Source organism: Bacillus sp. PK6-013 (genome assembly GCF_054161445.1).
In genome coordinates this window covers 2,025,942-2,048,195 of the sequence record NZ_CP096417.1, presented here as the reverse complement: position 1 = coordinate 2,048,195, position 22,254 = coordinate 2,025,942, and the positions used below count along the sequence as shown (strand labels likewise).

At 46.0% G+C, this 22,254-nt stretch carries 17 protein-coding genes; 6 read left to right on the top strand and 11 right to left on the bottom strand.

Annotation, left to right across the window (positions count from 1 at the left end; translation table 11 throughout):
• Positions 1-108: 108 nt before the first annotated feature.
• Positions 109-453 (bottom strand): PH domain-containing protein, encoded by a 345-nt coding sequence (locus M1E03_RS10440; protein WP_003182669.1) that lies wholly within the window; start codon positions 451-453, stop codon positions 109-111.
• Positions 454-888: 435 nt separating this feature from the next.
• A complete protein-coding gene (locus M1E03_RS10435; RefSeq protein WP_020451809.1) occupies positions 889-1,098 on the bottom strand; it encodes a DUF6501 family protein in 210 nt (69 codons plus the stop codon).
• A gap of 267 nt (positions 1,099-1,365) precedes the next feature.
• On the opposite strand from M1E03_RS10435, the gene M1E03_RS10430 reads away from it, so the two are divergent.
• Both M1E03_RS10430 and M1E03_RS10425 read left to right on the top strand, forming a co-directional pair.
• Positions 1,366-2,853, top strand: a complete 1,488-nt coding sequence (locus tag M1E03_RS10430) for an aldehyde dehydrogenase family protein (RefSeq protein ID WP_458110771.1) — start codon at positions 1,366-1,368, stop codon at positions 2,851-2,853.
• A gap of 221 nt (positions 2,854-3,074) precedes the next feature.
• Positions 3,075-4,211, top strand: a complete 1,137-nt coding sequence (locus M1E03_RS10425; protein ID WP_458110770.1) for an MFS transporter — start codon at positions 3,075-3,077, stop codon at positions 4,209-4,211.
• A 128-nt stretch (positions 4,212-4,339) separates the two neighbouring features.
• On the opposite strand, the gene M1E03_RS10420 is transcribed toward M1E03_RS10425, so the two are convergent.
• Both M1E03_RS10420 and M1E03_RS10415 read right to left on the bottom strand, forming a co-directional pair.
• The gene (locus M1E03_RS10420) at positions 4,340-4,876 is read right to left on the bottom strand and encodes a GNAT family N-acetyltransferase (protein ID WP_458110769.1); all 537 of its coding nucleotides are present in this window, start codon (positions 4,874-4,876) and stop codon (positions 4,340-4,342) included.
• 17 nt (positions 4,877-4,893) lie between these two features.
• Positions 4,894-5,295: a cytidine deaminase gene (locus M1E03_RS10415; protein ID WP_095291980.1), complete on the bottom strand. Its 402-nt coding sequence runs from the start codon at positions 5,293-5,295 to the stop codon at positions 4,894-4,896.
• A gap of 223 nt (positions 5,296-5,518) precedes the next feature.
• On the opposite strand from M1E03_RS10415, the gene M1E03_RS10410 reads away from it, so the two are divergent.
• From M1E03_RS10410 to M1E03_RS10400, 3 genes are all read left to right on the top strand, one after another.
• Positions 5,519-7,417 (top strand): terpene cyclase/mutase family protein, encoded by a 1,899-nt coding sequence (locus M1E03_RS10410; RefSeq protein WP_396278685.1) that lies wholly within the window; start codon positions 5,519-5,521, stop codon positions 7,415-7,417.
• A 50-nt stretch (positions 7,418-7,467) separates the two neighbouring features.
• Positions 7,468-8,253 carry a superoxide dismutase gene (locus M1E03_RS10405; RefSeq protein ID WP_224067368.1) on the top strand — a complete coding sequence of 262 codons (786 nt, stop codon included), beginning with the start codon at positions 7,468-7,470 and terminating at the stop codon, positions 8,251-8,253.
• A gap of 615 nt (positions 8,254-8,868) precedes the next feature.
• Positions 8,869-9,399, top strand: coding sequence for a hypothetical protein (locus M1E03_RS10400; RefSeq protein ID WP_020451816.1), 531 nt, complete (start codon positions 8,869-8,871; stop codon positions 9,397-9,399).
• A 224-nt stretch (positions 9,400-9,623) separates the two neighbouring features.
• Here M1E03_RS10400 and M1E03_RS10395 read toward each other — a convergent pair whose 3' ends face one another.
• Positions 9,624-10,964, bottom strand: a complete 1,341-nt coding sequence (locus M1E03_RS10395; protein WP_025811297.1) for a sodium-dependent transporter — start codon at positions 10,962-10,964, stop codon at positions 9,624-9,626.
• Between the two features lie 214 nt (positions 10,965-11,178).
• Here M1E03_RS10395 and M1E03_RS10390 point away from each other — a divergent pair, with 214 nt between their 5' ends.
• Positions 11,179-12,159, top strand: coding sequence for a bile acid:sodium symporter family protein (locus tag M1E03_RS10390; protein WP_026579553.1), 981 nt, complete (start codon positions 11,179-11,181; stop codon positions 12,157-12,159).
• Positions 12,160-12,190: 31 nt separating this feature from the next.
• Here M1E03_RS10390 and odhB read toward each other — a convergent pair whose 3' ends face one another.
• The 6 genes from odhB to M1E03_RS10360 all read right to left on the bottom strand — a co-directional run bounded on the left by odhB (position 12,191) and on the right by M1E03_RS10360 (position 21,622).
• Positions 12,191-13,471 carry a 2-oxoglutarate dehydrogenase complex dihydrolipoyllysine-residue succinyltransferase gene (gene odhB, locus M1E03_RS10385; RefSeq protein WP_020451819.1) on the bottom strand — a complete coding sequence of 427 codons (1,281 nt, stop codon included), beginning with the start codon at positions 13,469-13,471 and terminating at the stop codon, positions 12,191-12,193.
• A 14-nt stretch (positions 13,472-13,485) separates the two neighbouring features.
• Positions 13,486-16,320 (bottom strand): 2-oxoglutarate dehydrogenase E1 component, encoded by a 2,835-nt coding sequence (sucA, locus tag M1E03_RS10380; protein ID WP_020451820.1) that lies wholly within the window; start codon positions 16,318-16,320, stop codon positions 13,486-13,488.
• A 384-nt stretch (positions 16,321-16,704) separates the two neighbouring features.
• Positions 16,705-18,618 (bottom strand): cobaltochelatase CobT-related protein, encoded by a 1,914-nt coding sequence (locus M1E03_RS10375; protein WP_458110768.1) that lies wholly within the window; start codon positions 18,616-18,618, stop codon positions 16,705-16,707.
• A gap of 10 nt (positions 18,619-18,628) precedes the next feature.
• Positions 18,629-19,519, bottom strand: a complete 891-nt coding sequence (locus M1E03_RS10370) for an ATP-binding protein (RefSeq protein ID WP_023857357.1) — start codon at positions 19,517-19,519, stop codon at positions 18,629-18,631.
• A gap of 94 nt (positions 19,520-19,613) precedes the next feature.
• Positions 19,614-20,207, bottom strand: a complete 594-nt coding sequence (locus M1E03_RS10365) for a superoxide dismutase family protein (RefSeq protein ID WP_020451823.1) — start codon at positions 20,205-20,207, stop codon at positions 19,614-19,616.
• A gap of 110 nt (positions 20,208-20,317) precedes the next feature.
• Positions 20,318-21,622 (bottom strand): C40 family peptidase, encoded by a 1,305-nt coding sequence (locus M1E03_RS10360; protein WP_020451824.1) that lies wholly within the window; start codon positions 21,620-21,622, stop codon positions 20,318-20,320.
• Positions 21,623-22,254: the final 632 nt, after the last annotated feature.

The window sequence follows — 22,254 nt, the reverse complement described above, 5'->3', positions numbered from 1 at the left end:
GATCCTCCTCCTTTCTTCTTCCTTTCCCGATTTCGTGGGAGAAAAACCCGCCTTTCCAAAATAAAAAGGCCGTTCAGACGCGGGCAAGCGGTGAACAGCCTTTACGGTTTATGCACATAAGTATTTTGATAACAGCGCTTGAATTTCAAGCATGTCCGTATCCTTCGTAAACTCCAGGTCAAAGATTTTGCTGCTGGTCATCAGAGAAAGAGAACTGTCTGGATTGAACATGCTGACTTCTCTGATCGCAAAGCCTTCAATCGATCTGTACGGCAGGAAGACGCGGACTTTCTTTTTGGAAAACAGTTTATTATCAAAAAATATAATCCGCTTGTTCGTAAAACATATTTGATCCATTCTTAGTCTGCAAACCGATTCTATTTTTTCTCCTTCTATAAGCAGCGGTTCAAATTTTTTGCCGTCTGCTGTCTTGCTTGCTGAAAAAACGCCCAATCAAAACCCCTCTTTCTGTGTGTCCAATTTATGTTTATGCACAAGGCAAAGTATGCTGTATGTTACTAATAAGGATACGATAACCCTGATTTATAAACAATTACGAGCAGATTACATTTCTTTAACGCTATATGTTTGTTTTTACTATCAATTAATACGCCCGGCGGACGCGGGAGGTTTCAACTTTTTATCAGTTTTTTCAGCTTATTTTTCGTTTGCTACCAATCAAAAGGTGGATAACGGATAAAACAAAAAACCGCAGCAGGATGTTCTTCCTCTGCGGTTCTCTTCTGACTATTATGCCTGATATGCACATATCAGGCACTTGCTTCTGCTTAGGTCAAGCAACTGATTCAGTCAGCCGATTTTTTATGAATGCGTGCGGGTGTATGTTCAACTCCCATTCATTGCTGTTGATGACCCGTGCAAATTGATTCAGGCTTTTACTTCTTCAAAGTACTCTTTGTAATAGCCGCCGACTTTGTTTGTATTATCGATGATAAACAGAAACTCTTCCGTTTCGTTTTTGACCTCGTATACGTTGCCTACGGTCAGCGCTCTGTTGACGATGTACTTTTTGGCATCGGTATGTATGCACTTTACTTTTTTAATGGTGTTATTGTTCTGCCATTTTTCGTGAATCATGCGGATGTCTCCTTTTTCATACGTGTATAGTTTCCATTGTAGCGTTTTTTCGCCGAAATGCAATGCGATCTGGAGGCGAATGTGATTTTAAAGAGCATGGATATTGATTTGGTTTCATTCCCTGTTATAGAATGGTGGTGTATAGTTCCAAAATCAGAAATATATCCCTCTTTCATCCGCGCAATGACCAAATCAAAAGACAAACCAGCACCAAGACAACTCACCCGAAGACAGACCAAAATTTCAAAGGAGGTTTGTTTGACAAACATGAGTTCATTAACAATGCAGGTCAGTAAAAAGCTGGAGGTATTTTTGCAGGGAACAAAGAAGCTCTATATTAACGGGGAATTTGTAGCCAGCGCCTCAAACAAAACGTTTGAGACCCCAAACCCGGCGACTGGTGAAACGCTCGCCACCTTATATGAAGCAGGTCCCGAGGATGTGGACAAAGCGGTGAAAGCCGCGCGGGAAGCTTTTGACCGCGGTGAGTGGCGGACGATGAACCCGGCCGAAAGAAGCCGGCTGATGTACAAACTCGCCGATCTGATGGAGGAACACAAAACGGAACTGGCTCAGCTTGAAACGCTGGATAACGGGAAGCCGATCAGCGAAACGACCGCAGGCGATATTCCGCTGTCAATTGAACATATGCGTTATTATGCCGGCTGGGCGACGAAAATAACCGGACAGACGATTCCTGTTAACGGACCTTATTTTAACTATACACGACATGAGCCTGTCGGAGTTGTCGGGCAAATTATCCCTTGGAACTTCCCGCTTCTGATGGCCATGTGGAAAATGGGAGCCGCTCTTGCAGCCGGATGTACGGTTGTCTTAAAACCGGCGGAACAAACGCCGCTTTCCGCTCTGTATTTGGCGGAACTGATCGATGAAGCAGGCTTCCCGAAAGGCGTCATCAACATCATTCCTGGCTTCGGTGAGACGGCCGGAGAATCTCTGACCGATCATGCCCTTGTCGACAAACTGGCATTCACAGGGTCAACGGAAATCGGCAAAAAAATTATGGAGAAAGCGGCCAAATCGGTTAAACGGGTGACCCTTGAACTCGGCGGAAAGTCGCCGAATATCATCCTTCCTGACGCCGATCTGAAGAAAGCGATTCCAGGCGCACTAACCGGCGTAATGTTCAATCAAGGCCAAGTGTGCTGTGCGGGATCGCGCGTGTTCATCCATAAGGACCAATATGACAAAGTCGTCGATGAAATGGCCGCATATTCCAAGTCGCTCCGCCAGGGTGCGGGCCTTCATGAAGACACGCAAATGGGACCGCTTGTCAGCAAAGATCAGCACGAACGCGTCCTCTCGTATATTGAAAAAGGACGTCAGGAGGGTGCGAAAATCGCAGCCGGCGGAACATGCCCTTATGAGCAGGGATACTTTGTTTCTCCGACTATATTCACCAATGTCGAAGACGAGATGACAATAGCAAAAGAAGAAATCTTCGGTCCTGTTTTGGCGGCGATCCCTTATGAAACGGTAGATGAAGTCATCGAACGGGCCAATCGCAGCGAATACGGCCTTGCTGCTGGCGTATGGACGGAAAATTTGAAAAACGCCCACTATATCGCCGACCGTCTGCAAGCCGGTACCGTTTGGGTCAACTGCTATAATGCCTTTGACGCCGCATCCCCATTCGGCGGCTACAAACAGTCGGGACTCGGACGTGAAATGGGCTCATACGCTCTGGATAACTATACAGAAGTAAAAAGCGTCTGGATTCATACAGGCGAATAACGCAAGACATGAGTTTCTGCAGCCGCCCTGTCGATCAGGGCGGTTTTCTTTTTTATAGAAATAAACATTTATAGACACATATGGTAAAATGGATGATAGTTTAAGTCGAATGGAATGATAGAATCGTGTTTTCTTCCTCTCTTGGCAAAACCCTCTGGAATCAAAAAAGTTTTAGATACATATGGGCATCACAAACAGCACAGGCTGTCGGGTCGATTTTGATGACGATCATCGTCATGGTCGATGTGTTTAAGGAAACGAACTCTGTATTCGGATCGGGTCTGGTCTTGGCTTTATCCTCGTTCGGCAGTGTATTAGGCGGTGCGATGGCTTCTTTTGCTATTCAGCGCCTCGACCTGCTTCAAACAGCGGCTTGGTCAACATGGTTCAGAGCGGTCTGCGCATTATGCATCGGCTTATGCCAAACGCTGGGCTTACCCTCTTATATCATTTATATGCTGCTGTTTTTGCAAAGCTTTGTCGGTTCCTGGTATTCCCCCGCACAGTTAGGTTTACTGTATCAAGCGATTAAAAAGCGCGATTACGTGGCGGCATCGGGAAGCATCGTAACGGTCAACCAGTTTGTTCAGGCAGCAGGCTGGGGGCTCGGCGGCTATTTAACCGTTTTGGCCCAAACTCACACGCTGACATTGTTTACAGCAGGACTCTTTTTCGTATCAGGACTTTTAATCAAATTGCCGGATTTGAAAACAGCGGTTATCCCTCGTCAAAAAACCCACACACAATCAGTCTGGCGCACTGTATACAGGAAGAAAACCGTTTTGCTGCTTACGATGATGGACATGTCAGAAGGTTTAGCAAATGCGGTCTGGACTTCCGCCGTTTTGCTGGCTTTTACGAAAGAGGTGCTAAATAAAGGGGAGGCTTGGTGGGGATTCATCAATGCCGGTTATTTTTTGGGAGCGATTTTGGGCGGCATTCTCGCTGTGCTCTTTTCCAACCAGCTCAAAAAAAGGCTTGGCCTCATGATTGTCTTGGGTTCTGTTTCAATGGGAATCACAACGCTTTTATTCGCCTATTCGTCAAATCCCCTCCTTTCGGTCATCCTCTGTATCATGATGGGTCCGCTTTATCAAGTAAGAGACGTCAGCCAGACGGTTATCCTTCAAGATACGTTGACAGATGAAGAGCGTGCACCGGTCACCGCCGCCAAAAATACCATTTTGACTGCATGGTCTGTCTTAACAATCGCCATTATGGGGGCTTTGGCAGACTTGATCGGGATCCAAAGCGTATTTATCGCTGCCGCTGTATTATATGCCGGAACAGCCGCTGTCACATTTTTCGTGCGGGATGTGAGAACGTACAGCCAGTCTGCAAGGCAAATAGAACGATGAAGCTGCTGTGGATATTCGATGACAATGGCGCTGATTGCCGGCGGCATTTACAGCCGTTCAGCAAAGATTGAAAAATAAAAATGAACAAAGCGGCGCTCAGTAGAATAACATGCTGCGCGCCCTCTGATTCAGCGGGATATCAGCTCTTCGTATTCCCGCTTCAATATCCCCATAATGATTTCATCTGAGTACTGTTTATTCATATAAAGAGCATCCCTGACCGTACCTTCCCTTTTAAATCCGGCTTTTTCATATGCTTTCAGCGCGCGCTTATTGTGTGAAAAGACTTCGAGCTGAAGGCGGTTAAGATCGAGCATTTCGAATGCAAACTGCATGGCCAGCCGCACCGCTTCAGGACCATAGCCTTTGTTCAAATAAGCGGGGCTGTGCAAAGCGATTCTAAACCCTGCTTTTCGATTCGTCCGGTCGATGTCAATGATGGACAGATCGCCTATCAAGCGATCGTCCTCCTTTAAGCAGACGGCAAAATCATAGCGCGTCTCGTCGCTTGTGATTCTCTCGTAGTGCTCATAAAGGTCTTCCATCGTAAATTCGCGCGTCGTGCCCGTCATATATCTGATGTCTTCATTTTGAACAGCTTTGTAAAAGCTCTCCATATCCCCTTTTTCAACAGGTCTGAGATAAACCTTGTTGCACTCGAACATCGAACGCTCCTCCCCTGCTACTTTTGATACGCAGCAAACCAATGGTATGGCTGTATTTCCTTTAAAGATTTATAAAGCAGATGCCCATCCGGTACAGTTACAGCTGCTTTAAGATCCGGCCCCCAATAAAAAAGTCTTTCCTGGCATACCCCACACGGTGTTAATACCTTGCATTCGGAATGTTCATCATCTCTCACGACACAAACAGAGTGCGTAATTTTTGCCTGATATTTATGGGCTTCGAGAATGGCGCCCGTTTCAATGCATAAATCGGTTGAAGCGTTGATTACTTCCGGCGCTACGCTCGTCAAGATTCTCCCGTCTTCGGTATACATGGCGGCTGCCCCGCCCCATCCGGTCGGATACCTCTTTTTGATCAATTCGACTGCGGTGTCATACAGCATCTGTTCAATATTCATTCAGCAACATCCCCCAAACATTGTTTCTAAGGTCTCTCTTTTTACAATACCTGATAATGGAACAGAGGTAAACGAAGATATTCATGATTTCCTGATCATGCTCACGCATGCCCGCGCTGACGAATGCCTCTGTATGCTCATCACATATTCAAAATCGCTGTTCTTCTGTTTTCATCCGGTTGGCATGACACATTTCCGAAATGAATACAGTAAAATGAAGGAGATGAGAAGATTGCGTTCTTTACTAGAAGACGTGAAAGCTTTCAGACAAAAGACGCTCGCAAAGCTTCAAAATAGACAGAGACCTGATGGGTCATGGCGGTTTTGTTTTGAAGGGCCCGTGATGACAGACAGCTTTTTCATTTTGATGCTGACCTCACTTGGCGATCAGGACTCTTCTCTCATCACAAGTCTTGCTGAACGAATCCGTTCGAAGCAGAGCGGAGACGGTGCGTTTCGCAATCATCCGGATGAAACGGCAGGCAATTTGACCGCGACAGTCCAGGGCTATACCGGGATGCTGGCTTCGGGGCTCTATGACCGGAGAGATGCGCATATGCAGAAAGCCGAGGCGTTTATTAAGGCAGCAGGCGGTTTGAAGAATGTGCACTTTATGACGAAGTGGATGCTCGCTGCCAACGGGCTGTATCCATGGCCGAGAGCCTATATTCCGCTTTCGTTTTTACTGATCCCGCCCTATTTCCCGCTTCATTTTTACCATTTCAGCACATACGCAAGAATTCATTTTGTCCCGATGGCCATTACGTTTAATCGACGATTCTCTTTAAAAAACAACCAAATCGGCTCGCTTCGGCATCTGGATGAAGCCATGTCAAAAAATCCTCTCGAATGGCTGAACATCCGCTCTTTTGACGAGAGAACCTTCTATTCTTTCAATCTGCAATGGAAACAGCTCTTTCAATGGCCGGCTTATGTTCATCAGCTCGGATTTGAAGCGGGCAAAAAATATATGCTGGACAGAATCGAAGAAGACGGAACACTATACAGCTATGCGAGCGCGACCATGTTCATGATTTACAGCCTGCTAGCGATGGGAATATCAAAAAACGCCCCCGTTGTTAAAAAAGCAGTCGGCGGAATCAAAAGCCTTATTTCCTCATGCGGAGAGGAAGGCTTCCATTTGGAAAACTCAACTTCCACTGTCTGGGACACCGCGCTCATCAGCTTTGCCATGCAGGAATCCGGAATACCTGAACAACATTCTTCCATCTCATCGGCAGCGGACTACCTTCTCAAAAGACAGCATGTGAAAAAAGCGGACTGGGCGGTCTCAAACCCTCAAGCGGCACCGGGAGGGTGGGGTTTTTCACACATCAATACAAACAATCCCGATTTGGACGATACCGCTGCGGCATTAAAAGCAATTCCGTTTCAAAGGCGTCCGGCTGCCTGGAACCGGGGGCTCACCTGGCTTATATCAATGCAAAACAAGGATGGTGGGTTTTCAGCATTTGAAAAAAACGTTGACCATCCGCTCATCCGAAATCTGCCGCTCGAATCTGCCGCTGACGCAGCAGTCGATCCGTCAACGGCAGACTTGACTGGGCGCATTCTTCATCTGCTCGGACTTAAAGAGCGGTTGACAGATGACCATCCCGCAGTCAGACGCGCTCTAAGGTGGCTTGATCACCATCAGGAAGCTGACGGTTCGTGGTATGGCAGATGGGGCGTCTGCTTTATTTACGGGACATGGGCCGCACTCACCGGAATGAAAGCCGTCGGAATTTCCCGCAATCACTCGTCTGTCAGAAAAGCGGTCTCCTGGCTTAAATCGATCCAGCTTGAAGACGGAAGCTGGGGAGAATCTTGCAAAAGCTGTGAAGCGAAGCGTTTTGTCCCTCTTCACTTTGGAACAGTTGTTCAATCTTCATGGGCGCTGGAGGCGCTTTTGCAATATGAGCGTCCGGATGACCCTAAGATCTTAAAAGGGATTCGTTTTCTCACCGATGATCACGAAAGCTCGCCTGAGCGACTCGAATACCCGACGGGAATCGGGCTGCCGAAACAATTCTACATCCGCTATCACAGTTATCCTTTTGTGTTTTCATTGCTCGCTTCAAGCGCATTTATTAAAAAAGCGGAAATGAGGGAGACATATTGAATGCTTACAAAGAAAAAATAGCGTCATGGGCCAAAGGTCTGAAAGACCAGATGAAAGATGATCCTTCTATAGAAAGCCAGTTAGAAAAACTTTTTCAATCACTGGATGATCCTCGTGCGACCGAACAGGAATGGTATGAACAGGCAGAAGCCGTGTATCAAGCCATCTCCCGCAGTGATGCGTCTCAAGCAGGTCGGCAGCCATTCAGAACAGTGCCGATCGGAGGCCATCGCCTGCCAAGCCTGCCCTACTCTTATTCAGCCCTTGAGCCTTATATTTCAAGAGAAATTATGTTTCTTCATCATACAAAGCATCACCAAAGCTATGTCGACGGCTTGAACAAAGCTGAAAAAGAACTGCAGAAAGCAAGGCAAACCAAACAATTCGACCTTGTAAACCACTGGGAAAGAGAGCTCGCCTTCCACGGAGCCGGGCACTATTTGCACACGATATTTTGGTACGCGATGCATCCAAAAGGAAAAAGGCGGCCGACAGGCGAATTGCTGGAAATGATTAACCGTTCTTTCGGCAGCTATTCGGCCTTTAAAGAACAATTTTCCGAAGCGGCGAAAAAGGTGGAAGGCGTGGGCTGGGCGATCCTTGTCTGGGCGCCTCGCTCACACCGCTTGGAAATTCTGATCGCAGAAAAACATCAGCTGATGAGCCAATGGGATGTGATCCCCCTTCTCCCGCTCGACGTATGGGAACACGCATACTACCTTCAATATAAAAATGAAAGGGCAAAATACGTCGATAATTGGTGGAATGTCGTTGACTGGAGAGAACCTGAAAGGCGGTTTGCGACAGCAAAGCGCGTTCTATGGGAGCCCTTCTGATTCAAATTCAATGGCGGGACTTCAACTACTGAAGTCCTCTTTTGTTTCGGTAGTTGCGCCCGACATCGGCCTCCCCGTCAAAGCCTTGCCTCAAAAAGCGGACGAGCCTTTCCTCTCGCACCTTTCTCTTCTCTGCGCCAGGCAGCCGTCGACACTGGCCGAATCGAGCGAAAGTGCCGATACCTTATCACTCTCAATACCGTATCTATATCCCTTAAACCCTCTATCGTCTGTAATAAGATAACAAATAAAAGTTTAAATATCCCAGTTTCTCTTGAGGATTGTTAAGGCCGCTACACGGAGATTGGCAAGGAGGGGTCGGAAGAGAACCCCCACAACCATACATCCTTCTGAATCTGCTATTTTGATCATCCCTTTATGAAATACTGAATCTCAACAGTCTATCAATATATCCCAAATTTGTGCCTTAAGTATGGAATGTGAACATTTTTTGATTTATTTGGAAAATAGTCGTTTTTCCTCATTCTTCTAATTCCAAAACTCGTTAAGCTATTCTACAAGAAGGGAGGGAATAAATGAATAAACTGTCGATGTTTGTCTGATTCAGCCGGTCAGTTTTTCGAAAATGGCAAATTTATTTTAGGAGGGTAAATCATGAAAAAAATGTTTGCTTTCTTTACAGCCTTAATGCTCGGTTTGACTTGTTTGCCGTACTTATCAGAAGCGAAAGAATCAAAGCATACGGACAGTTCTGTTACAACCTTGCCTTCTATGTCTATATCCACATCTCTCAATCAGTCATTGGACCAGGAAAAACAACAGTTTAAAACTTCCGCTATTAATCTCAACATCAGCCTCGACCTCTTAGGAATCGGAAACTCGATTAGAGACGCCATCGTTCAAAGCAATAACCGCAGCGGTTTCGTCAAAAACTGCATGGAAACCGCTTTTTATTCTGCAGGGCAAAGATACAATGTCATGGTGTTCAACTTAAGCCAAGGCTATCACAACGGTTTAAGAGGAGTAAAATTTTATGGATCTGCCAACTATCATGGCGTGATTTACGGCATTTGGGTATTTGAAAGCGGACAATTTACAAACCAGGGAGACGGCGGCTGGATTAACTGGGCCTTTAAAGGCTGGTTTGATCGAAACGGCCAAACTGTAACATTCCGCAAGCCTTAATCAAAGTCAAAGTATCCCCCTCTTCTGCCTGCCGGTAAAATCGTCAAGAACGAATTCACGGCAGGCCTTTTTAATATGTCTGCCGCAGAAAAAAGCCGATTAATCAAACACTTCCCTTGCCGGTCATACCGCTGCCATTTCACAGAGAGAAAAGAAAGTACCGCTGACAAACTGTCTGCATGAAAAAAAGGCCGGACAAATCCGGCCTTATAAACAATTCAATCTTAAAATACGCCAATGACGTCCAAAAAGACGACAATAATAACGATCGGAGCGGCGTAGCGGATCAGCAAAAGCCATGCTGCAAACCATTTTCTGCTGATTTTAGAGCCCTCCCTCAATTCGGCAAAAAGCTCTTCTTTCGGGATTTTGAGCGGCACAAAAACGGCGATGAGCAAAGCGCCGAGCGGCATTAAAATATTGCTGACAAGGTAATCCGCCGCATCAAAAATAGATAGATTAAAAATCGATACATCCTGAAGCACGCCGTATGATAATGCTGAAGGAATTCCGAATAGGAAAATCGCAATTCCCCCGCCCCAAGCGAAAGCCTGTCTTTTTTTAGGATCCCCTTTTGATAAGGAAGAAACAAGGATCTCAAGCATTGAAAATGCGGACGTCAGTGTAGCAAATAAAAATAAGAGCAGAAACGCCAATAAAAAGACGATTCCCAAAGGCATCTTGTGAAAGACTGACGGCAGCACATTAAATAACAGCATCGGGCCGGCATCAGGAGATAATCCGAATGAAAAAACGGCCGGAAAAATCGCAAACCCGGCAAGAATCGCTACAGATACATTGAGCAATGTCACTGAAACGGCCGACTGTATAAGGTTTTCTTTTTTCGATAAATAAGAGCTGTACGTTACCATAACGGAAACACCGACACTCAGCGAGAAAAAGGATTGTCCAAGCGCAAACAGCACCGTTTTGGCTGTGATATGGGAAAGATCAGGTTTTAAGAAAAATTCCAATCCTTCCATTGAACCGGGAAGTGTAAGCGAACGGATGATCAAAAGCAGAAAAATAACGAACAGAGCAGGCATCATAAACTTGCTCGCTTTTTCAATTCCGCTTCTGACTCCTTTTGCAACAACAAGAATCGTGATCATGATAAATGCAAACTGGCTCGCAAGAACGAGATACGGATTTGCAATTGTCTCTCCGAAAAGACCTGCATAATCCGTGCTTCTTGACAGTTCGCCGGTCAGTCCTTTGATAATATAAATGATGATCCAGCCGCCGACAACACTATAAAAAGACAGCAGAATAAAACACGTGATAATGCCGAGCCGGCCGATCCAATGCCAAAGCGAGCCGGGCGCCAGCTCCTTATAGGATTCAACGGCATCTTTTTGAGTCTTTCTGCCGATAATGAACTCCGCCATTAATAACGGAAGCCCAATCAATAAAGTAAAAAGAATAAACATAAGTAAAAATGCTCCGCCGCCGCTTGTTCCGGCGACATAAGGAAACTTCCATATCGCGCCGAGCCCGATTGCCGAGCCGGCCGAAGCTAAGATAAATCCAAGCTTTGATGACCATATATTTTGTTGATTTTCCACTTAAGCACCTCTTCTTCTCGGTCTAATTGCATATGGCTACAAACTATCATTTTAAAAAGCATAAACGAATTCGTCAAGGTTTTCAAACATTTCTTTCAGTTTACATAATAATATTATTTGAAACAAATTCGAATTTTACCAGTATTGAATTATTCAGAATATTAATTATAATAAGAGGATGTTATATTTTCTACAGATGTGAGGAGCTGGACTTATGAGTTATTTGATCAAAATCAGTCAATTTGCAGGAAAAACGTTCGCCATTTGGGTGATTCTGTTTGCGGTTCTCGGCTTTGCCTTTCCGACGCAATTCACCTGGATCACCCCTTATATTACCATCCTGCTTGGCGTGATTATGTTTGGCATGGGATTGACATTGTCAGCGGACGATTTTAAAGAGCTGCTGAGACGTCCCCTGCATGTGCTGATCGGTGTGCTGGTTCAATATACGGTCATGCCGCTGCTCGCTTTTGGACTGGCCTATGGACTCGGGCTTCCCTCCGAAATAGCGGTTGGGGTCATTTTAGTGGGATGCTGTCCCGGGGGAACGGCATCAAACGTCATGACATTTTTGGCGAAGGGGAATATCGCCCTGTCAGTGGCGATTACAACGGTTTCCACATTGCTTGCCCCTTTTTTAACGCCGTTTCTCATTTTATTTTTCGCAAAAGAATGGCTTCCGGTATCTCCGGGCTCACTGTTCTTGTCGATTTTACAGGCGGTGCTGCTCCCGATTATCGCCGGGCTGATCGTTCAATTTTTCTTTAAAAAACAAGTGAAAAAAGCGGTGCAGGTGCTTCCGCTCGTCTCTGTTCTCGGCATCGTCGCCATCGTCACCGCGGTCGTCGGAGGCAACCGGGAAAACATTATTCAATCAGGGCTGTTGATTTTTGCGGTCGTCGTTCTTCATAATGGCCTCGGCCTTTTCCTTGGCTTTGTTTTGGCAAAGTGCTTTAAAATGGATTATGCATCACAAAAAGCCGTGTCCATTGAGGTCGGCATGCAGAATTCGGGTCTCGGTGCAGCATTGGCAACGGCGCACTTCTCTCCTCTTTCCGCTGTCCCGAGCGCTGTTTTCAGCGTCTGGCATAACCTTTCAGGCTCATGGCTTGCGACATACTGGAGCAAGAAAGCAAATAAGCAGAAGAATAACAATTATTCTCCTGCCCCGCAGATGATAAACAAAAAGCTTTGACCGTACATGCGGCCAAAGCTTTTTTCTTGATTTAACCTTCCAACAGAAGCTGTTCAGGATCTTCAAGCAGATTTTTAATCGTAACCAGGAAGCCGACTGCCTCTTTACCGTCGACGATCCGGTGGTCATACGATAATGCAATGTACATCATCGGGCGGTTTTCGAAACGCTCTTCATCAATTGCCACAGGGCGCAGCTGGATCTTATGCATGCCCAAAATACCAACTTGCGGACTGTTCAAAATCGGAGTCGACAACAGTGATCCGAACGTTCCTCCGTTTGTGATCGTAAAGGAGCCTCCTTGAAGCTCGTTGAGCGACAATTTGTTGTTTCTCGCTTTCTTCGCAAGCTCTCCGATATCCTTTTCAATATCAGCAAAGGTTTTGCGGTCTGCATCCCGAACGACCGGTACGACGAGGCCATCCGGCGCAGCAACAGCGATTCCGATGTCATAGAATTGTTTGATCACAAGCTCGTCGCCTTGAATTTCCGCATTGAGGAGCGGATATTTTTTCAGCGCGGCGACCACAGCTTTTGTAAAGAATGACATGAATCCGAGCTTTACATCATGCTGCTCAAGGAATTGATCTTTTCGGCGTTTCCTTAGGTTCATGACCGCCGTCATGTCCACTTCGTTGAATGTCGTCAGCATAGCGGCGGTGTGCTGAACTTCAACGAGGCGTTTGGCGATCGTCTGTCTCCGGCGGGACATTCTTTGACGCTCAACCGGTTTACCTGCATTTTCGGTTTGTTTAGCAGCCGGCGCCTGTGTTTCGCGTTTTGGTTCAGGCTGAGCTTTTGGCGGCTGCTCGTTCTTCTGATAAGATTCAACATCTTGCTTTCTGACCCTTCCGAGCGGATCACCGGTAGGAATCTCCGATAAATCGATGCCTTTTTCACGGGCGAGCTTTCGGGCAGCCGGAGAAGCGATTGTCCTTGTTTTGGTTGTATCCGCCTCATCGTTCGCGCTTTCGCGAGGTTCGGCTGTCTTTTCAGACGTGGCTGGCTTCTCTTCCGAAGCGCCGGCGCTTTCTTGAGCGTCAGCTTGAGGAGCCGTTGATTGGCCTCCTTCTCCTTCGCCTTCTGAAATCGTTCCGATTATTTCGCCGACCTGAACCGTGTCACCGGAATCTTTCAGCACTTCCTGAAGAACGCCGGACTGCTCTGCCGTCAATTCAACGTTGACTTTATCAGTCTCCAGCTCAAGCAGGAATTCCCCTTGTTCTACATAATCTCCCGGTTGTTTCAGCCATTGGGCTATCGTTCCTTCTGAAATTGATTCCGCTAATTCAGGTACTTTAATTTCCGCCATTTTTTAGTTCCCCCTTAATTTTTGCGAGTCAAGCTATCAGATACAATGCGTTCCTGTTCCTTTTTATGAACCGTCGGATCCCCTTCTGCCGGACTTGAACGTCTTCTTCTGCCAATATAGCGGACCTTCACGTCCTTTGGAGCAATCTCTCTTAAATAAGGCTCGATATAGTTCCATGCACCCATATTTTGCGGTTCTTCCTGTACCCAGACAATCTCCTCCAAATTCGGGAGTTTGCTGAAGATCGCTTTAATATGCTTTGCAGGGAAAGGATACAGCTCTTCAACCCGTGCAATATGCAGCCAATCTTTTTCACCTTCCATTTTATTGAAATGGCTGCTGATGTCAATCGAAACTTTACCGCTTGAAAGGACGAGGCGCGTCACTTTGTCATACTGATGGGAAAGTCCTGACATTTCATAGACCGGCTTAAAGTTACTGTCGCTGAGCTCCTGCACTTCTGATACGGTATTCGGATTTCTCAGCAGGCTTTTCGGCGTCATGATGATCAGCGGGCGGATCTCCTCGCGAAGGAGCATCTTCGCCTGCCTTCTTAAAATATGGAAATACTGGGCAGCGCTCGTCAAGTTGGCGACAGTCCAGTTGTTTTCCGCCGCCAGCTGAAGGAAGCGTTCCGTTCTTCCGCTTGAATGCTCAGGTCCCTGCCCTTCATAGCCGTGCGGCAAGAGAACAACGAGCCCTGATTTTTGTCCCCATTTCGCTCTTCCTGCAGAAATGAACTGATCAAAGTACACTTGCGCCGCGTTTGCAAAGTCTCCAAACTGCGCTTCCCAGATCACCATCGTTTCCGGCGAAGACACGTTATATCCATATTCAAAGCCAAGGACGGATCCTTCAGAAAGCGGGCTGTTGTGAACCGCAAATGACGCTTTCGTATCTGCAAGGTGATGCAGTGCGATGAATTCGTCCCCTGTCTTGCTGTCGTGAAGGACAAGGTTGCGGTGTGCGAATGTGCCGCGTTCTGAATCCTGCCCGGTCAGCCTTAGAGGTGTGCCGTCTTTCAAAATGGATGCAAAAGCCATCGCCTCTGCAAGCGACCAGTCGACTTTTCGGTCATCGTCGAACGCTTTGGCGCGCCTTTCGAGGATTCGCTTTAGCTTATCGAAAACGTTGAAGTTTTCAGGCCATGAAACAAGCTCCTGATTAATTTTGCGCAAAGTTTCAACATCAACCGACGTGTCAACATCCGGAAAACCGTTGGAAACAGGTTCCGGAAGAACGATTTCATGCGTCATATCTTCCTTTTTGGCCGGCACTTTGCGATAGGCTTCTTCTAAACGCTTCATGACAGCGTCCCCGATTTTGTCGACGGTTTCATTATCGACGATCCCGTTATGAATCAGCTTTTCAGCAAAGATGTTCTTGACGGTCGGGTGCTTTCTGACCGCATCATACAGCATCGGTTGCGTTGCAGACGGCTCATCCATTTCATTGTGGCCGAAACGGCGGTAGCCGATCAGATCGATCAAAAAGTCTTTGTTGAAAGTCATGCGGTATTCAACAGCGAGCTGAACCGCTGAAAGGCATGCTTCAGGATCATCCGCATTGACGTGGACGATCGGAATCTCAAAACCTTTTGCAAGGTCGCTTGCATATTTCGTTGATCTTGACTCATTGCTTTCCGTCGTAAAGCCGATCATGTTATTGGCGATAATGTGAATCGCTCCGCCCACCTGATAGCCTTTAAGCTGGCTTAAATTCAGCGTTTCCGCGACAATGCCTTCCCCTGGGAAAGCCGCATCGCCGTGAATCAGAATCGCCAGCGATTTTTTAACGTCTTGAAGCGGATAGCCGCTCTCCGTTCTCGTTTCCTGGGCGGCTCTTGTCGATCCCTCAACGATCGGATCGATGAACTCCAGGTGGCTCGGATTGTTCGCGAGCGCAATGCGCGCCGTTTTCGTATGCTCATCCTGAATCTGACGGTTGGCGCCGAGGTGATATTTTACGTCACCCGTCCAGCCGTAATTGATCCCTGTCGAACCTTCCGACGGAACGAGATCTTTGTTCGGCGCATGCTGGAATTCAGAAAAAATGATTTCATAAGGTTTTCCGAGCACATGCGCAAGAACGTTCAGGCGGCCCCTGTGCGCCATTCCGATATTAACGTTTGTCGTACCTGCCGAAACGGACTTGGCGATAATATCATCCAGCATGGGCACAAGCGCATCAAGTCCTTCTATTGAAAAGCGTTTTTGCCCGACAAAGGTTTTGTGGAGAAACTGTTCAAGGCTTTCAACTTCTGTCAGCCTTCTTAAAACTTCCACCAGCTTTTCTTTCGATTTCGGGGCGAATAATTCCCCGGATTCGATCTTTTTCATCAGCCAGTTGCGCTCTTCAAAAATGTGCACATGGTCAAATTCAAAAGAAATCGATTTTTTGTATGTGTTTTTCAAGTACTGGATGGCTTCTAAACCGTTCGTTACTTCTTTAGGGGCATCTTTGCATATGACAGACGCCGGAATTTTTTTCACATCCTGCTCAGTTAACCCGTACTCAGCAAGAGGAAAAAGCTCCTGTTTCTCTTGTGTTTTTCTCAGTGGATTGACGGAAGCGTTTAAATGGCCATAGGTTCTAATATCTTCTGCGAGTTTTATCACTGATGCGATTTTTTGAATAGATCCAGCCGTGAAATCTGCCTCTTCGTTTTTTAGAGAGGCGGCCCTTATATCGCCCGGGGGAGCTCCAAGTTCGTCAAACATCTCTTTTAAATCAGCATCCAAGCTTTCTGGATCCTTGACGTATTGATCGTAAAGCTCCAGCACATAGCCGAGGTTCGGACCGTGAAATTCTTCCCAAGTCATTCTTTGTTTCATACTATTTTGAAACATTTGAACATTACCCCCAACCTAATAATCAAGTGAATGATTCACTATCTTAATATATCTTCTGAACCTTACGCCCAGAAATATGTAATAAAAACGCTTCCACGTACATTTTACCACTGTTTCTCATTTGTTTCTACACAGATTGTTCAAATAAAATTAAAAAATCATCTTGAAAAATAAAAAATTTTATAATTTTGAACTTTCAGACCGAATTCTTTTAAACCGGCTCATTATTTATTCACATATTTCCCCTGACCGTCTATTTTTTAACATCCCGATGTGCTCCGCAAAAAATTAAGTTGATAAAAATAATAAAAATTTCAATATTTCACTGTGTTTCTACGATAAAAAACAGATGGCCGCGAGTATTGCTGCCATCTGTCCTATCTAGCCTATACTTTTGTTCAACAGCTTTTTTAAAAGCGGGTACAGAACATCGGGAAGCTGATCGACGTCCGGCACGAAAAGGCTGTACTTTCCGTACATGTCCTGTATCGTCTTGATTTGCGATTCTTCGATTTCGCTGTTTGATAAAAATACATTGATGACTTCGATATTTCGTTTCCGCGCTTCCATAACGGCTTCATGTGTATCGACAATCCCGTTTTGTTCATAATCGAATGCGGCCGGCTCCCCATCTGAAAAGACAATCAGGAACTTCTGAGCTTCGCTTCTTTGAACAAGCATCTTTGTCATCTGTCTGATCGCATATCCATCCCGGTTGTCTTCCTCCGGTTCAAGCTGCATGACATGCGGTCCGGCGCCTGCTTTTAAGGAATCCGCAAAAGAGACGACCGTATGAAAGTAATTGGGCTGGCTCGTCTCTGTCGCATCGTTCGTATCTTCCCAAAAACCGACGATTTGGTGAGGGACAGCAACAGATTTAAGCGCTTCGTGAAACAGGACAATGCCCCGTTTCGTCTCGGCCATTTTGTCATGCATGCTTGCTGAACAGTCGACGAGCAATGTAAAAACGGCGTCGATCTCTGTTGACGGTTCTTGCTTTTTATAGAAGAGGCGCGGATTGCGCTCTGTAAAGTAACGGAGCAGTTTATTGTTCAATCTGCCTGCATGCAAATCGGTTCTCGGGAGCGTTTTTTTATGCTCGAGCGTTTTTTGAATCATCTGCTTGAGCCGTTTTTGATACGATTCGATTGTTTTTGCTTGAGCCTGGTAGTCTAATATGTCTTCGTTAGAAGGTTTTTCCGGAGGCTTCATCACCGAAAACGCATAGCGGTTTTCTTTGCCGGCTGGTGCGGCGCCGCCGTTTGGCTCATCTTGAACAGATTCAAGCGATTCAAGTTTTGAATAGTCTTTTCTTTTCGTCTGCTTCGCCGTTCCCTGAACTGACCCGAGCGCTTGGTCGCCGTCTTCGCCTTCTCTTAAAGCCCCGCCGGAAATATCGGTTTTTGCACCGTGCTCCAAATCAAACTGGAGAAAGCTTTTCGCCGGAGCTTCCGTTTCTCTGTGCCAAGTCGGCATTTCTTCTTCATGAACTTCCTCATCACCCGCACTTTTCTCTTCAAGCGTCAGATCCTCGCTCAGCTTCGGTTTTGCTTTCAAATCTTGAAAAAGCGCTTCTTCGTCAACTTGTTCGTATTCCAATTCCGGAAAAAAGAAGTACGTATTAAGCATATCTTTTTCGAGCACCTCTTCAAAACCTTCCATCAGCCCGCTTACAATCGAGACGATGTCAGCAGTTGAACGCGCTTCGAATACGCGGGCGAGCTCGGCTTCTATAAATCCCTTCATCGGATCGACCGATTCATGGATAGCCGGTATCTCATCAAGCGGCGACTCCGCGGTCAGCTTAAGATATACAGCGCAAAACAAAGCATCTGTAAAAATGCTCCGCTCCAGATTCAGCGTCAACTGGGTCGCAAAATGTTTCCGGTACATTGATTTCCGGCTCGAAAATACCGGTTTTGTACCGGGCCGCTCCCTCTTGATGAACTCTTCGATTCTGATATCTTCAAAAAGCATAAACAACTGTTTTGCCAAACTCTTAAAATGATATTTCCGAGTCGCGTCAAGCAGGCGGGAAAAGTCTTTCATCGAGCTGTAACGGGAGCCGATTGACCGCAAGTATACATCGCTTTTCAAACCGTCTACCATATCCCGGTGGTTCCGGTCTTTCCAAAAATGGCTCATGTAGATCTTTTTCTCAAAAGGATTGTAGTAAGACTGAACCCCGTACTCCACTTCAACCTGATCGCTTTTCGCGAGCGTTTTCGCGAGATCTGTCAGCTCCATAAAAAGCAGAGAGTCAATCTTGCTGTCATTGAATTTAATAAACTTCATAAAAAAACCCTCATTCGAACAAAGTTTGGGCAATATTTCGGACCGCCGCTTTTTCGCGTTCATCATCAAGCTTTTCAACGATGCCGCGTTCGATCGCTCGCAGCGGCGGAATATATGTCGACAGGTCGCAAGTATCGAGAAGCGCTCTGATGGAAGCGGCCTCTTCAGAAACCTGTCCATTATGAGCCTGCGTCATTAAGTCCGATGACAGGGTAACAAACCGGTTCAGCAGCTTCTGATTTTTTAGTTCGGATTGTGTTTCAAGCACCCGCTTCAGCAGGTCACCTTTAATGTAGGGCACGTCGATAATGACAAACCGGTTTTTCAGCGCTTCGTTCAACGGGACCGTTCCGACATAGCCTTCGTTTATCGCTGCAATCACGCCGAATCCCTCTTTCGCTTTGATGACGTCCCCCGTAAACGGATTGGTCATCATTTTCCGGTAATCGAGCACCCCGTTTAAGATCGGCAGCGTTTCCGGTTTCGCCATGTTGATTTCGTCAATATATAGGAAATGGCCGTTGTTCATCGCTTTTGTCACAGGACCTTCGATAAATTCAATAGAGGCGTTCCCGTTGGTGTTTTCAATCGTTTTGTAACCGACAAGCGCCTCTGCATCAAGATCCACAGAACAGTTGACACTGTGCATAGGTTTTTGAAAATAAGCGGAGAGCGTTTCGGCAAGTTTTGTTTTTCCGGAGCCTGTCGGGCCTTTTAACAAAACGTTTTTTCCGAGTGACAGCGCGATCATCGCGTCATAGAGAATGGCGCTGTCTTCCGCTTCATAACCGGGCGTTCCAATCAATGATTGGTATTCCGCGGCAACAGGTTTAGCGGCAGACTGAATCAGCCGCTCTTTTATTTTTTCAGGCAGCTCTAGTTCATGCAGATCATATTTCATGTGTTGTAAAATTCCTTTCTCAAAGCGTCTTCTGTATGTAAGTATACTAGAAAAGATGCACTGCCCTCAATATAAACGGCTTCCATGCGCCGATTCACTTTTTTCCGGTGTTCGTCAGCGCTCCGCAAACCATCCGGGCTCCGGAGTTTCCGGATGGATTTGTCAGATCATCATCCTGATGCTCATGAATGACGAAAGCACTTCCGTCATGATCAAGCAGACTGAACTTGCTTTTCTGATCGAGGGTGACGTCCGGCGCATTTACGATAACGTCGACTTTGCCGTCGGCTCCGACTTCAATATTCGGCAAATCACCGGCATGCGGTCCTTTCGGATTGTGAAAGCCGTGCTCCTTTTGGTCAGGATTGAAATGAGCACCCGCACTTTCAAAATCAGGCTTTTTACACACGCCCGTTTCATGAATATGAAAAGCAAGCATTCCCGGCGGCAGATTATGGGCGCTGACTCTGATATCAAGGCCTTCTGCAGCGGATTCAGACACTTCTATAAAACCGGTTTCCGTACCGTCGCGTTTGATCAGCGGTACTTTTAACGGCTGTGTCATCGCTTCAAAGGTTTCTCTATGTTCCTGGTCGACATTTTTTTGCTGAATTTCTTTCTGCTGTGTGCATGCAGCTGCCAAACAAACGGCCATACATGTGACCAATATGTAATGTAATGTTCTCAAACGGCTCCCCCCTTCGCTTTTCTTTTCAGTTTAGACAACGAAGAGGGGCATTAAACCTGTCCTTCCTATCCTGAAAACACGCAAAAAAAAAGCCATATAAAATGGCTTTTTTAGAATGAATACCGTTTTGCGCCGAGATAGCGCTGTTTCCAGTAGGAATTGTTCATGTCGCTGACAGTGACACCGGAATCGTTGGCATTGATAAACTTGTTGTTTCCTAAATAAATGCCGACGTGTGAAGGGCCCGCTTTATATGTTTGGAAGAAAACGAAGTCTCCTCTTGAAGGTTGGCTGACTGGTGACATGACGCTCCAGTATCCGGCTGCGCTCAGCCTTGAGACAGATGTGACTTTGTTCAACGTGTAATAGATGAATCCGCTGCAGTCAAAGCCTGAAGGGTTGTTGCCTCCCCATCTGTAAGGCACGCCGATATGCTTTTCTGCTTCTGCAATCATCCGTTCGACCTTTGCACTTGTCGAAGTGCCGGTTGAAACTGAAGAGTTCGGCGAGCTGGAAGACGGGCTGCCGGATGATCCGGAAGTCGATGCACCGGAGATTTTAAGCTTCTGGCCGACTTGCAGGACATCTGTTTTTAATCGATTAGCTTCTCTGATGCTTTGTACTGTCACATTCATCGAATTTGCAATTTTCCACAGAGAATCGCCTGGTTTAACCGTGTAAGTGGTCGTTTTTGAACTGCTGCTTGTGTTCGTTTTACTTGATGAAGAATTTGAAGACGAACCAGAAGATGTTTTGCTTCCGCTGGAAACCGTTCCTTTCACTTTAAGAACCTGGTTCGGGTAGATCGTGTCCGACTTCAAGTTGTTCAGCGTTTTGATTTCGGCGATTGTCATATTCAAATTATTGGCAATTTTCCATAAAGAATCGCCCAATTTGACTTTGTATGTGCTGCTTGAACTTTGCGAGCTTGAGGATGAGCTGGATGATTTCGAACTGGAACTCGAACTTGAGCCAGAGCTGGAACCGGTGTTTTTCGCGCTTCCTTTAATGACCAGCTTTTGTCCCGGGTAAATCATATCGCTGCTCAGACCGTTTAAGTTTTTAATCTCTTTTACGGTTGTTTTGTAGTCTTTGGCAATCAGCCACAAGGAATCTCCTAATTTCACTGTGTAAGTTGACTTTGCAGTGCTTGAGCTGGAACTTGCGGATTTTGTCTGTGAGCTGCTTTTTGACTTGCCGTCCGGTACTTTTAAAGTTTGTCCGACATAAATAACTGTAGATGAAAGATTGTTGGCTGATTGAAGTGCCGAAACACTGGTATTGTACTCAGCTGAAAGCTTCCACAGTGAGTCTCCGCTTTTCACCTTGATGGTTTGGGCTTCTACCGGTGACGCCGCCAATGAAGTTCCAACTACCGCAGAGGCCGCCAAACCTACTGCTATCTTCTTCTTCATAACCTCTTAACCTCCCGTTTCATTTTCGTTCTCTCTATGTATGCCATTACATTTGCCATTGCTTAAGACTTTATCCAGCCGGTCAGGCAGGTGATCTGATCACCGTATGGATGGCCTTTGGCTGAAAGCCCCCTTTTATATTCTTAAGCAAAAAATGCAATTCACGATTTGTATCGGTCTAATTTATATTTTTTTAATAGTCTTTTTGCCTTTTTACAAATTTCTTATTAAAAATACAGACTGATAGGCACATTGACAAAAATCAACACTTTTTTCAATGCTCGAGATATCGGGTGCTTTTTTTGCAAAGGTTTGAGTTTTAAGTTTTCGGAAATACGATGATCAGTTGTTTTAAAATCAGAGGTTCATGGTGAAAAACAGCGAGAAGGAGTTAACTGGATATGCTGCATGTGCCGAAACAGCCCGAATAGACGCCGTAACATGCGGATTTCTGTGCCGTTTTACAGCCGATTTTCTTTTTCGGATCAAACGGTCAAGCCCAGCGTTCAAGTTGAGGGTGTAAAAACTGCGTATTCTTATTCATTAGTTTACCGTAAATCGCCGATCAATCCTCATCTATTGCCTAATCGAAAAGCAAAGATCAGGATCACTTATACATTTCTACATTTCAG

Excerpts from the sequence above, each read along its gene's own strand:
- M1E03_RS10435 (WP_020451809.1), bottom strand. The coding sequence starts at position 1,098 with ATGATTCACGAAAAATGGCAGAACAATAACACCATTAAAAAAGTAAAG.
- M1E03_RS10430 (WP_458110771.1), top strand. The coding sequence starts at position 1,366 with ATGAGTTCATTAACAATGCAGGTCAGTAAAAAGCTGGAGGTATTTTTG.
- M1E03_RS10425 (WP_458110770.1), top strand. The coding sequence starts at position 3,075 with ATGACGATCATCGTCATGGTCGATGTGTTTAAGGAAACGAACTCTGTA.
- M1E03_RS10420 (WP_458110769.1), bottom strand. The coding sequence starts at position 4,876 with ATGTTCGAGTGCAACAAGGTTTATCTCAGACCTGTTGAAAAAGGGGAT.
- M1E03_RS10415 (WP_095291980.1), bottom strand. The coding sequence starts at position 5,295 with ATGAATATTGAACAGATGCTGTATGACACCGCAGTCGAATTGATCAAA.
- M1E03_RS10410 (WP_396278685.1), top strand. The coding sequence starts at position 5,519 with ATGAGAAGATTGCGTTCTTTACTAGAAGACGTGAAAGCTTTCAGACAA.
- M1E03_RS10405 (WP_224067368.1), top strand. The coding sequence starts at position 7,468 with ATGAAAGATGATCCTTCTATAGAAAGCCAGTTAGAAAAACTTTTTCAA.
- M1E03_RS10400 (WP_020451816.1), top strand. The coding sequence starts at position 8,869 with ATGAAAAAAATGTTTGCTTTCTTTACAGCCTTAATGCTCGGTTTGACT.
- M1E03_RS10390 (WP_026579553.1), top strand. The coding sequence starts at position 11,179 with ATGAGTTATTTGATCAAAATCAGTCAATTTGCAGGAAAAACGTTCGCC.
- odhB (WP_020451819.1), bottom strand. The coding sequence starts at position 13,471 with ATGGCGGAAATTAAAGTACCTGAATTAGCGGAATCAATTTCAGAAGGA.
- sucA (WP_020451820.1), bottom strand. The coding sequence starts at position 16,320 with ATGTTTCAAAATAGTATGAAACAAAGAATGACTTGGGAAGAATTTCAC.
- M1E03_RS10375 (WP_458110768.1), bottom strand. The coding sequence starts at position 18,618 with ATGAAGTTTATTAAATTCAATGACAGCAAGATTGACTCTCTGCTTTTT.
- M1E03_RS10370 (WP_023857357.1), bottom strand. The coding sequence starts at position 19,519 with ATGAAATATGATCTGCATGAACTAGAGCTGCCTGAAAAAATAAAAGAG.
- M1E03_RS10360 (WP_020451824.1), bottom strand. The coding sequence starts at position 21,622 with ATGAAGAAGAAGATAGCAGTAGGTTTGGCGGCCTCTGCGGTAGTTGGA.